At 71.1% G+C, this 11,566-nt stretch carries 11 protein-coding genes; 2 read left to right on the top strand and 9 right to left on the bottom strand.

The window, feature by feature from the left end; all coding sequences use genetic code 11:
- Positions 1-12: 12 nt before the first annotated feature.
- Positions 13-1,305, bottom strand: coding sequence for an urea ABC transporter substrate-binding protein (urtA, locus tag G5C51_RS13755; RefSeq protein WP_206313802.1), 1,293 nt, complete (start codon positions 1,303-1,305; stop codon positions 13-15).
- A gap of 67 nt (positions 1,306-1,372) precedes the next feature.
- Between urtA and G5C51_RS13750 the strand changes: the two genes are divergently transcribed.
- Together G5C51_RS13750 and G5C51_RS13745 are read left to right on the top strand one after the other, a co-directional pair.
- Positions 1,373-2,218, top strand: coding sequence for a bestrophin-like domain (locus G5C51_RS13750; RefSeq protein ID WP_165236934.1), 846 nt, complete (start codon positions 1,373-1,375; stop codon positions 2,216-2,218).
- A 43-nt stretch (positions 2,219-2,261) separates the two neighbouring features.
- Positions 2,262-2,876 (top strand): EF-hand domain-containing protein, encoded by a 615-nt coding sequence (locus tag G5C51_RS13745; protein WP_165236932.1) that lies wholly within the window; start codon positions 2,262-2,264, stop codon positions 2,874-2,876.
- Here G5C51_RS13745 and G5C51_RS13740 read toward each other — a convergent pair.
- The 8 genes from G5C51_RS13740 to G5C51_RS13700 all read right to left on the bottom strand — a co-directional run bounded on the left by G5C51_RS13740 (position 2,873) and on the right by G5C51_RS13700 (position 11,348).
- On the bottom strand, positions 2,873-5,410 hold the full coding sequence (locus G5C51_RS13740) for a polynucleotide kinase-phosphatase (RefSeq protein ID WP_165236930.1): 2,538 nt from the start codon (positions 5,408-5,410) through the stop codon (positions 2,873-2,875). The two genes, G5C51_RS13745 and G5C51_RS13740, sit on opposite strands and share 4 nt — an antisense overlap.
- The gene (locus G5C51_RS13735; RefSeq protein ID WP_165236928.1) at positions 5,407-6,897 is read right to left on the bottom strand and encodes a 3' terminal RNA ribose 2'-O-methyltransferase Hen1; all 1,491 of its coding nucleotides are present in this window, start codon (positions 6,895-6,897) and stop codon (positions 5,407-5,409) included. The genes G5C51_RS13740 and G5C51_RS13735 overlap by 4 nt, the downstream gene beginning before the upstream one ends.
- Positions 6,898-7,355: 458 nt before the next feature.
- Positions 7,356-7,874, bottom strand: coding sequence for an FxLYD domain-containing protein (locus G5C51_RS13725; protein WP_165236924.1), 519 nt, complete (start codon positions 7,872-7,874; stop codon positions 7,356-7,358).
- Between the two features lie 213 nt (positions 7,875-8,087).
- Complete coding sequence (locus tag G5C51_RS13720; protein WP_165236922.1) at positions 8,088-8,972, bottom strand: hypothetical protein; 885 nt, start codon at positions 8,970-8,972, stop codon at positions 8,088-8,090.
- Between the two features lie 50 nt (positions 8,973-9,022).
- Positions 9,023-9,421: a VOC family protein gene (locus tag G5C51_RS13715; protein WP_165236920.1), complete on the bottom strand. Its 399-nt coding sequence runs from the start codon at positions 9,419-9,421 to the stop codon at positions 9,023-9,025.
- A gap of 85 nt (positions 9,422-9,506) precedes the next feature.
- Positions 9,507-10,406: a homocysteine S-methyltransferase gene (gene mmuM, locus G5C51_RS13710; RefSeq protein ID WP_165236918.1), complete on the bottom strand. Its 900-nt coding sequence runs from the start codon at positions 10,404-10,406 to the stop codon at positions 9,507-9,509.
- 5 nt (positions 10,407-10,411) lie between these two features.
- Positions 10,412-10,894 (bottom strand): DUF6099 family protein, encoded by a 483-nt coding sequence (locus G5C51_RS13705; protein ID WP_240929622.1) that lies wholly within the window; start codon positions 10,892-10,894, stop codon positions 10,412-10,414.
- Positions 10,895-11,024: 130 nt separating this feature from the next.
- The gene (locus tag G5C51_RS13700; RefSeq protein ID WP_338118128.1) at positions 11,025-11,348 is read right to left on the bottom strand and encodes a nucleotide pyrophosphohydrolase; all 324 of its coding nucleotides are present in this window, start codon (positions 11,346-11,348) and stop codon (positions 11,025-11,027) included.
- Positions 11,349-11,566: the final 218 nt, after the last annotated feature.

The raw sequence follows: 11,566 nt of genomic DNA, 5'->3' as shown, positions 1-11,566 counted from the left end.
CGGGCGGTCCGGTCAGGGCGCCGCCCACTGCCCGCCCCACCCCTCGTACAGCCGGGTCAGCAGCGCCCGCCAGGAGCTCGGCGTCCGGTACGGCGGATACGGCACCGGGTGCACCACGCCCTCGCTCTCCCAGACGACGTCGAAACCGCCGTCGCGGCGGAGCTTGCCGATCCGGACCGGCTTCCAGAGGTGCTGGTTGCGCTCGTCGAGCCAGACCTGGCCCTCCGGCGCGGCGAAGCGCAGCCCGCGGGCGGCGGCCCGGACGGCGGCCGGGTCCGTGGTGCCCGCGGCCTCGGCCGCCCGGGCCCACAGGTGCACGCCGGTGTAGCCGGCCTCGATCGGGTCGTCGGTCACCCGGTCGCGGCCGTAGGCGCGCTTGAAGGCGGCGACGAAGCGGCGGTTGGCGGGGGTGTCGACGCTCTGGAAGTAGTTCCAGACCGCGTAGTTGCCGGCGAGGGTGCCCGGGTCGAGGTGGCGGACCTCGTCCTCGGCGATGGAGGTGGAGACGACGGGGGTGCGGTTCGGGTCGACGCCGGCCTTGCGCAGCTCGCGGAAGAACGGAACGTTGCTGTCGCCGTTGAGGGTGTTGAGGATGACGTCGGGCTTGCTGCGCTTGATTTGGCGGACGACGGCGGCCATGTCCTGGCTGCCGAGCCGCCGGTACGCCTCGCCGACCACCTTGCCGCCGAGGCCTGCCAGGGCGTCCTTGATGACGGCGTTGGCGACGCGCGGGAAGACGTAGTCGGAGCCGACCAGGAAGAAGCGCGGGCCGCGGTTGTCGAAGAACCACTCGGCCGCCGGGATGATCTGCTGGTTGGGCGCGGCGCCGAGGTAGACGACGTTGTCGGACTGCTCGACGCCCTCGTACTGCACCGGGTAGAAGAGCAGCCCCTCCCGGTGCTCGACGACCGGGACCACGCTGCGGCGGCTGGCCGAGGTCCAGCAGCCGAAGATCACCGGCACCCGGTCGCGGGCGAGCAGCCGGTCCGCGCGGCGGGCGAACACGGCGGGGTCGGAGCGGCCGTCGGCCTGCACCGGTTCGACGCGGCGGCCGAGCACGCCGCCGGCCTCGTTGATTTCCTTGATGGCGAGCAATTCCGCGTCCACCACGGAGCGTTCACTGATGGCTATGGTCCCCGTGAAGGAGTGCAGAATTCCTACGCGGATCGGCGGCTTGGTATCCCGCTTCCCGTGCGCCGAGTCGACCAGCAGCGTCGGCGAGAGCAGGACCAGCAGGAGGGCGAGGAGTACGCGGCGACCGAAGGGCTGCACACTGCAGAACTGCGCGCCGAAACGGTGGATCAAACCCGCCGGCCTGTTTTCACCCGCCGTGCGATGGTGAGGATGTGGGGGATACGGGAGGTCGCGGCCGTTGCGTTATCACAATCTCGGTGTTTTCTGGCTGCTCTTCACGGTGGCCGCGGTCGGTCTGGTCGTCGTACGGACGGTGACCATCGGCCTGTGGGTCGAGGCGGCGCTGACGGTGGCGTTCACCTTGCTGCTGGTCAACTCGGGGGTGCCGCTGGCCCGCAGGCTGGTGCGGAACGCGCTGGTGGAGCGGAACAGCCCGTCGCAGGGCGCCGTATTCGCCTCCATCGGCGCGGTGTTCGCGACGCTGGTGGCCTTCGCCGTGGTCGTCGTATGGGAGCACTACGCCGAAACCCAGACCACCGTCGCGCAGGAAGCCAATGCCCTCGCCAATATCGAACGGCTGTCCCGCGGATTTCCCGTCGAAAAGCGCCGCCAGGTGCAGGAGGCCACCCGCACCTATGCGTACGTGGTGGTGGACGCCGAGTGGAAGAACATGGCGGAACACGGGCCCGATCCCCGGGCCCAGTCCCAACTCGGCGACATTTGGTCGGTGTACATGAATGTCAAACCGGCCGACCGCGACGACCCGCTCTACGAGGCGTCCGTGGCCAACCTCCAGGAGCTGAGCGACAACCGCCGGCTGCGGCTGCTCGCCGCGGAATACCGGGTCCCCGGAGTGGTGTGGATTCTGCTCTACTTCGGCGGCGTGGTCACCATCGTCATGGTCTATTTCTTCGGGGTACGCCGGGACTGGATGCAGCGGGTGGTGGTGTCGGTCGGGGCGCTCGTCATCGCGCTGTCGATATTCCTGGTGTCGGCCCTGGAAAACCCGTTCAAGGGTGAAGTGGCCATCCAGCCCGATGCCTTCACCCATGTCGTCGACCAGATGCAGAACCTCGAACGCTGAGACCGCTGAGACCGCTGAGACCGACAAGGAGGCCGCACGCCCGATGCAGCTGCCACTCCCCCTGCGGCGCGCGCTGCGCCGCCCGGACGCCCTGCCCGTACAGGACTCCCGGCTGCTGCGCCGCAAGCTCGGGCACTGGTTCGACTGCCTGGACGGCGACCGCGACGGCCGCCTCACCCGGCACGACTTCGAGGCGGCCGCCGAGCGCACCGCCGACCGCTTCCGGGTGCACGGTGACAGCCGCGACGGGCGGCTGCTGCACCAGCGCTTCAGCGCGCTGTGGAGCGCGGCGGGACTGGGCGCGGGGGCGGCCGTGGACCGGGAGGCGTTCACGGAGCAGCTGATCGTCTCGCTGCGCGACCGTCGCCGCGCGCTGCACGCCGTGAACGCCCTCGCCTGCATCCTCGCCGACCTCGCCGATCTCGACGGGGACGGCGAGGTGACCGAGGACGAGTACATCGGCCTGCTCGCCGCGGCCTTCCACCTCCGGTCCACGCCCGACCTGCGGCTGTCCTTCGAGCGCCTGGACCGCAATCACAACGGCGTCCTGGAGCACGACGAGATCCACCAGGCCGTGGTGGAGTACTTCTCCAGCAGCGATCCTGAGGCGCGGGGCAACTGGCTGCTGGGGCCCGCGCCGCTGCGGCCGAGCGCCTAGAGCCGCGGGTCCACCGGCTCCGACTCCAGCGCCAGCACGGCGAACACCGCCTCGTGCACCCGCCACAGCGGCTCGCCCGCCGCCAGCCGGTCCAGCGCCTCCAGGCCGAGCGCGTGCTCGCGCAAGGCGAGCGAGCGCTTGTGCCCGAGGAAGCGCTGCCGCAGCCGCTGCAGCTGGTCGGGGCGGGTGTACTCGGGACCGTAGATGATCCGCAGGTACTCCCGGCCGCGGACCTTCACGCCGGGCTGCACAAGGCGGTTGTTCGCGTCCCGTACGAGCGCCTGCAGCGGCTTGACGACCATGCCCTCGCCGCCGTCGGCGGTGAGGTCGAGCCACCACTTGACGCCCTCGGCGACCGACGCCTCGTCCTCCGTGTCGACGACGAGCCGGCCGGTGCGCCGCAGCAGCCCGGAGCCGTCGTGCTCGGCCAGCCGGTCGAGCAGGGCGAGCTGCTGGTCGTGCGGCAGCGCGGCGTGGCTCGCGCCCTCGGTGGCGAGCAGCTGGAACGGCGCGAGCCGGACGCCGTCCAGGCCGTCGACCGGCCAGCAGTAGCGGCGGTACGCGTCGGTGAACGCGGCCGCGTCGGCGGCCCGTTCGCGGTGCCGGGCGAGCAGGTCCGCCACTTCTGGGACGCCACGCGCGGCCGCCTGCTCCAGCGCCGTGACCGCGGTCGGCAGCGCGGCGCCCGCGGCGGCGCCGACCGCCGCGTACTGGCTGCGCAGCAGCCCGCCCGCCTTCAGCGACCAGGGCAGCAGCTCGGCGTCGAGCAGCAGCCAGTCGGTGGCGTACTCGTCCCAGAGCCCGGCGGCGGTGGCGGCTTTCCGCACCCGGTCGAGCAGCGCCTCGGTCTTCTCGGCGTCGTCGAAGAACGGGCGGCCGGTCCGCGTGTAAAGCGCGCCGGAGACGCCGGTGATGCCGAAGCGCTTCGCCGTGGCCGCCTCGTCGCGGCACACCAGCGCCACCGCGCGCGAGCCCATGTGCTTCTCCTCGCACATCACCTGCCGCACTCCCGCGTCCCGGAACTCGGCGAAGGCCTCCGCCGGGTGCTCGAGATAGCCGTCCTCCTTCGACGTGGCGGTGGGCGCCATCGTCGGCGGGAGGTACGGCAGCAGTCGCGGGTCGAGGGCGAAGCGGCTCATCACCTCCAGCGCGGCGGCGGCGTTCTCCTCGCGGACGGAGATGCGGCCGTGGTGGTTGGTCTGGATGATCCGGCGGCCCTGCACGTCGCCGAGGTCGAGCGGACGGCCTTCCGCCCCGCCGGGCGCCTCGGTACGGAGCGGCTTCACCGGCTCGTACCAGACCTGCTCGGCCTCGACGTCGACCAGCTCGCGCTCCGGCCAGCGCAGGGCGGTGAGCTTGCCGCCGAAGACGCAGCCGGTGTCGAGGCAGATGGTGTTGTTGAGCCAGGTCGCGTCCGGGACCGGGGTGTGGCCGTAGACGACGGCGGCGCGGCCGCGGTAGTCCTCCGCCCACGGGTAGCGCACCGGGAGGCCGTACTCGTCGGTCTCGCCGGTGGTGTCGCCGTAGAGCGCGTGGCTGCGCACGCGGCCGGACTGGCGGCCGTGGTACTTGGCCGGCAGGCCGGCGTGGCAGACCACGAGGCGGCCGCCGTCGAGCACGTAATGGCTGACGAGGCCGTCGATGAACTCGCCCACCCGGGCGCGGAATTCATCGGTCTCGGCGTCCAGCTGCTCGATGGTCTCGGCGAGGCCGTGGGTGTGCTGGACGTTACGGCCCTTCAGGTAACGGGCCAGCTTGTTCTCGTGGTTGCCCGGCACGCACAGCGCGCTGCCCGCCTCGACCATGCTCATGACGCGGCGCAGCACCCCCGGGGTGTCCGGGCCGCGGTCGACGAGGTCGCCGACGAAGACGGCCGTGCGCCCGGCGGGGTGGACGCCGTCCTCGTAACCGAGCTTGGTGAGCAGGCTCTTGAGCTCGCTCGCGCAGCCGTGGATGTCGCCGATGATGTCGAACGGTCCGGTGAGGTGGGTGAGGTCGTTGAACCGCTTCTCCAGCACCACCTCGGCGGCGTCGACCTCCGCGGCGCCCTTGAGGAGGTGCACCTTGCGGAAGCCCTCGCGCTCCAGCCCGCGCAGGCCGCGGCGCAGCTCGCGGCGCTGGCGCGGGATGACGTGCTTGGGCATGCCGGCGCGGTCGGGGCGCCCGGCGTTGCGCTCGATGCAGACCCGCTCCTCGACGTCGAGGACGATGGCGACGGGCAGCACGTCGTGCTCGCGCGCGATACGGACGAGCTGCTTGCGGGCCTCCGGCTGGACGCTGGTGGCGTCGATGACCGTGAGCCGGCCCGCGGCGAGGCGCTTGCCGGCGATGTAGTGCACGAGGTCGAAGGCGTCGCCGCTCGCGGACTGGTCGTTCTCGTCGTCGGCGACGAGGCCGCGGCAGAAGTCCGAGGAGATGACCTCGGTGGGCTTGAAGTGCTGGCGGGCGAAGGTGGATTTGCCCGAGCCGGTGGTCCCGATGAGCACGACGAGGGAGAGGTCGGGCACGGCGAGGGTGCGGGGGGTGGGGGTCATGCCGCGGCCTCCTTTGCGGGGTTGCTTGGGGTGTTGCTTGCGTTCTCGCTTGCGGTCTTGCGGAAAACTGCCATCTGGGTAGGCGGCCCCACCTCGGGGTCGTCGTCGCCGACGGGGGCGTATGTCACGGCGTAGCCATGCCTGGCGGCAACGGCCTCCGCCCAGGTACGGAACTCCTCCCGACTCCACTCGAAGCGGTGGTCGGAGTGACGTACGTGCCCGGCCGGGAGGGTCTCCCAGCGGACGTTGTATTCGACGTTCGGCGTCGTCACGACCACGGTGGCGGGACGGGCGGCACCGAAGACGGCGTACTCGAGGGCGGGCAGCCGCCGCAGGTCGAGGTGCTCGATGACCTCGCTCAGCACGGCGGCGTCGTAGCCCTTGAGGGTCGCGTCGGTGTACGTCAGCGCGCCCTGCCGCAGCCGGACCCGGGCCGCCTGCCGCTCGCCCATCCGGTCGAGCTTGAGCCGGCGCGCGGCGACGGTCAGGGCCCGTACGGACACGTCCACGCCCACGATCTCGGTGAACCGGGTGTCCTTGAGCAGCGCCCCGACCAGCTGCCCCTGCCCGCAGCCGAGGTCGAGCACGCGGCTCGCACCGGCGTCGCGCAGCGCACCGAGGATCGCCTCGCGGCGCTGCACGGCGAGCGGAACCGGCTTCTCCTCGGTGTCGCTCTCCTCGTCGACGGCGTTGTCGATGGCCTCCGGCTCGACGTCATCGGCCTCGGCGAGACGGGCCAGCTCGAGCCGCTCCCGGGCCTCGCGGGCCAGGGACCAGCGGCGGGAGAAGTAGCGGGCGGTGATGAGCTGCTGCTCGGGGTGGTTCTCCAGCCAGCCCTCGCCGGCCCGCAGCAGCTTGTCGACCTCGTCGGGGGCGACCCAGTAGTGCTTGGCACCGTCGAGCACCGGCAGCAGCACATACAGATGCCGCAGCGCGTCGGCAAGCCGCAGCTCCCCGTCGAGCGTGAGCCGCACGTACCGCGACTCGCCCCACTCGGGGAACTGAGTGTCCAGCGGCACGCTCTCAGCGGCGACGGTCCAGCCCAACGGCTCGAACAGCCGCTTGACGAGCTCGGTCCCACCGCGAGCAGCCACCGCGGGCACCTCAATACGCAGCGGCAGCGCCTGGTCGGCGCGTCCGGGCAGCGCATCGCACACCCCGCGCAGGGCGGTCCGGAAGACGGCGGCCAGGGCAACGGCGAGCAGCGAGGAGGCAGCGTACGGCCGATCATTCACGTACTGCCCCAGCGCGGAGTCCGGCGCCCCACCGCGCCCTTTCCCCCGCCCCTTACGAACAAGCGCAACCGGATCGACCTCGAGCAACAGCGCAGCCGTACACCGCCCCGCACTCGCCTCGGGATAGAGGACATGCGCAACGCCGTGAGAGGTAGAAAAAGCCTGCACCTTCTCAGGATGCTTATGCAGCAAAAACCCCAGGTCGGTGGCGGGCCGCTCGGCTGTGCCGGTAGTCGAGATCGTCAGGAACATGTGGCCGAGTATCCCCGCGAGACCACACCCGTGGCGATGGAATTACCGTCACGGACGGCCCGGCCGGGGCAGTCGCTGGAAGGTCTTCCATCGGTGCGCTGTTGCTACGGGACATGACACTCTTCGATGGCTTCGACCCCGTCACCGCCGGCCTCCTCGACGGCAAGAACTTCGCGACGGCGACACGCTGCTCATCTCCGTGACCGCAGGCCGCAGGAAGACCCGCAACATCGAGCTCGACCCACGCGTGAGCCTCACGGTCGCTATTTGGGCGAGGACCCGCCGAGCGAAAAGGCGACGGAGACCCGGCTGATCGTCCGGGTCACCCCGGAGCGGGTGAACGTCTTCCAGGTGTAGGGACTTCTTCCGGCTCCTGTGGTGGCTCTCAGCAAACGTGCGGCCCTTCCACCCCGTCCGGCGGAAGGGCCGCGCGCCTGCTCGACTCTGCGAGGTGCAGGTCAGTACTCGGAGGAGAAGCGCTCGACCTCGGTGACCTTCACCTTGGCGACCTGGTCGACCTTCTCGGATTCCACCGCTGCGCCGACGGTTTCCTTCGACGTCTGACCGGGGGCGAGCGCTTCGGTGGACGCGTAGTCCTCGGCGATCCGGTTGCCGCTCTTGTCCAGGAACTCGAGCGTGATGAAGTAATCCGACTTCTTCGCAGAGTGGTTGACGATGGTGACCGTGGCCTTGCCTTCCTTGAAGCCGTAGCCGTGGTCGGTGGCCTCGAACGGGCCGACGGTGACGTCCTTCTCCGGCGGGTTGGCCCTGTTGGCGGAGCTGGAGACCGGGGCCTCGTGCTTGCTGCCCGTGGCTGAGGGCTTGTCCTCGGCGTCGGCGGTGTCGCTGCCGCCGGTCATGGCGGAGATGATGCCGATGCCGATGAGGCCAGCGGCGGCGATGGTGACGATCTTGCCGAGCGTGCGCTTCGTCTTCGGCTGCTGCGGGTGGGCGGGGGCAGGAGTGGGGGTGTTCATGAGCGGGTCGTTCGTCCTGGCTGTTGAGTGGGTGCGTGGAGCCTCAATTGGCAGGCGATTTCCTGCACTCTGAGTGCGATACCCCAAGACCTTAAACAGAATGTAGAGAGCGTCATGCAGGCGAATGTCCTGGACGGGCGGGACTTTGGTCCCGACTTTCCCAGACAGGCATGATTGATTACGAATGCGTCACGAGCTGAGCGGAAATATCGCTCAGGCGTCCTCGTCCAGCACCGCCTCCGGCGGCACTCGGTCGGCGTGGACGGTGAAGATCGCGGCGTATGGGCGGGGGTGGTGGCAGTTGGCGCCTCCCACCTCTGCGGAGGGGACCGGGCGGAGGCGTTCCTCGGTGAGCTGGAGCACTGCGCTGGTGCCGCAGCCGCGGTTGATGAAGGCGAAGCGGCGGACTGCGCCCGAGTCGCTGTCCAGCTCCCCATCGAGTTTGGCCGCCGTGGGGGCCGGGAGGGTTTTGAGGAAGTCTTCGAGCTGGTCCGGCTGGCTTACCTCCACCGCCCTGGGATCGTGCTTGCCCGTCAGAGGCTGGAATGCCTGCAGTTCGCTCGGTCCTGGTGGCAGTGGCGCCTGGCCCATCAGGCGGGTGTCTTCCGGCACTCGGCTCTTCGGTACGGAGAATACGGCCACCGCGTTCCAGGGCGCGTAGCACGTGTCCGAGGTGGAGGTGTCGAGGAGTTGCATGGAGAAGTCGGGCGGAACGCCGCTGGAGACGGTCAGTTGTGCGCTCTCGCCTTGCGTGCACCCGCTGCTCCAGCCGAGCGCTACCAGTGAGTGCCGTTCGAAGTCGCGGGCGGTGAGCTTGCGCGCCAGTTCCTCGCCGTCCTCCGGGAACCAGCCTGCGAACGCGACGGCGTCCGCCGGTGATCGCAGCACGGTGTTGAGCTTCGGGACGCGGTCGGTGTTCTGCTCGTAGTGCACCAACTCCGCCCCGACCACCGGCATATCGATCACCCGACTCGGCCCGTGTGGTGCCGATGACCGCTGGTCCACCAGGATCCACAGACCTGCCGCCAGCACCGCGCCCGCCAGAATGGCGATCAGCGCGATGCGGCCGCTCCCCCAAGCTGCCGTTCTCCCCGTCATGGCCGGTTCGACGTGGCCCCCGGGAATGCGGTTCCCGGTCCGCGCCGGAGCTAGGCCGTCCCGTGCGTCACCGCCTCGATGTTGTGGCTGTCCGGGTCGCGGAAATAGACGCCGTAGTAGCCCGGGTGGTACTCCGGCCACTCGCGCGGAGCGTGCAGGATGGCGGTGCCGGTGGCGCGGGCGGCCGCGTGGACCGCGTCCACGGCCTCGCGGTTCGGGGCGGTGAAGGCGATGTGGTTCTCGCGGGTGATCGCGGTGGTGGGCTGGTCTCCGGTGTGTGGGCCCAGCCAGAAGACCGGCGCGCCGTCGGGCCCGGCCAGGCCGACGACCAGGCCGCCGTCGCGCTCGAAGCGCATCGCCTCGACGATGCCCAACGGCGCCAGCGCGGTCGTGTAGAACTGCGCCGACTTCTCCGGGTCCGCCACCTGGATCGCAAGGTGATCGAGCATCTGCCCTCCCAGCACTGGGGATTCGGCAGCGTCATCGCCGCCGCATGCGCAGCCTAGGCCGCCGGTCCGGCAACACCGCCCCCGTTCAGTCACCTCCGGCCCGCAGCCGCCGCCCCAGCGCGGCTATCTGCTCCGGCCCCACCCGGCAGCAGCCGCCGATCAGCCGGGCCCCCGCCTTGCGCCAGCCGTCCGCCGGCTCCGGGGCGTACGCGCTGCCACCGTGCCATGTCGCCGAGGGCGCGTCCCAGGTCTCGCCGCTGTTCGGATACGCCACCGCGGGCAGGCCCGTGACCGCGTGCGCCACCTCCACCGCCGCCTGCACGTCCTGCGGGGCGCAGCAGTTGACCCCGGCGGCTATCACCTGCGGATGTCCGGCGGCCACCGCGAACGCGTCCGCCAAGTCCTGCCCGGCACGGGTGCGGCCGCCCGCCACGGTGTACGACAGCCAGACCGGCAGGTCCGTGCCCTCCACCGCGCGCAGCAGCGCCTCCGCCTCCGTCGCGTCCGGGACCGTCTCCAGCGCCAGTACGTCGGGCTCCGCCTCCACCAGCGCCGCCACCCGGGGGCGGTGGAAGGCGGTCAGCTCGGCGACGCTCAGGCCGTAGCGGCCGCGGTATTCGCTGCCGTCGGCCAGCACCGCTCCGTACGGGCCCACCGACGCCGCCACCCAAGCGCGGTCGCCCGCCGCCCGCCGCGCCAGCGCGACGCTCTCGCGCAGCAGCCGCGCGGCCTCGGCCCGGCTCACGCCCCGGCGGGCGAAGCCGGCGAAACTCGCCTGATAGCTCGCGGTGATCAGCACCTCGGCGCCCGCTCGCAGATACGCGGCGTGAGCCGCCTCGATCTGGCCGGGGGCGTCGGCGAGCAGCCGGGCCGACCACAGCTCGTCGGACAGGTCGCAGCCCTGCGCCTCCAGTTGGTTGGACAGGCCGCCGTCCAGCAGCACCGCGCGCTCTGCCAGCGCCTCGGCCAGTGTCTGCTGCCTCATCGCGCTCATTCCTCCTCCCCGGTCTCCCCGGAATTCCCGATCTCCTCTATCTCCCCGATCTCCTCTATCTCCCCGGTCTCCTCTATCTCCCCGGTCTCCCAGGTGTGTCCGCCCGCCCCAGTCGCCCGCAGCGCCTCCACCACCCGCTTACGGGATTCCCCCGCCGCCTCGATGGCGTCCATGCACTCCCAGTACAGCGGCTCCGCGTCATCCCCGCACGCCACGCCCACCAACGCCATCCCGACCTCGCCCAGCAGCTCGGCGAGCCCGGTCAGCGCGGCCCGCGGGTCGGCGACGGCGGTCAGCTGGCCGGCCCGTATCACCTCGGCCTCGTCCACCTGCGGCGGCTCCGGGCCGCACGCCGCGAGATGGGCGCCGACGGCGGCCGCGAGCGCCTGCGCCTGCCGCGCCTCCGCGAGGACCTCTGCCACGCCGCCCGCCCTCGCCAAGGCGTGGTGGCCCGCCTGGATGAGCCGCATCGCGTCCATCGCCCGTCCCCCTCCCACCGGTCTCCCTCCGGTTCTCTGATCAATCGCTACTCAGCGTGACCCCAACCGGCCGGAAAGGAAAACGAGTCCGGGCTACCTGTGCACAACTCCCCGGTTGTGCACAACCGCGTCACTCCCCGGCGTCGCCCGGCACCGGAAACCGCCGCTCATTCCGCTCGATCTTCGCCGCCAGCGCCGCCAGCGGATCGACCCCCAGCACCGTGCAGAACTGCAGCAGATACGCCAGCACATCCGCGACCTCGTCCGTCACCCGGTGCGCCGACTCCGGCTCCGCCATGATCCGCGCCGACTCCTCCGGCGTCAGCCACTGGAAGATCTCCACCAGCTCGCCCGCCTCGACGCTCAGCGCCGCCGCCAGGTTCTTCGGCGTGTGGTACTGCCCCCAGTCCCGCGCCGCGGCAAAATCCGCCAGCCGTTTCTGCAGCTCAGCCACCGTCACGCCGGCAGCACCGCTCTCGGCACCGCCCTCGACACCACCCTCAGCGCCCACGTCCTCGCTCATGCCCCAGGTCTACCACCGCGCCCACCCCGCCAGGACCACCGATCCCCCGCACCACCCCCGAGTCGCTCACCCCACCCAGCAGCCGGATGTGCCCCCGCTCGCACATCCGGCTGCTGGGTGGGGTGAGCGACTCGGGGGTGGTGCGGGGG

This window comes from Streptomyces coryli (assembly GCF_011044975.1).
GTDB lineage: Bacteria > Actinomycetota > Actinomycetes > Streptomycetales > Streptomycetaceae > Streptomyces > Streptomyces coryli.
Note: the sequence above shows the minus strand (reverse complement) of the source record. Positions and strands in the feature narration are given on the sequence as shown.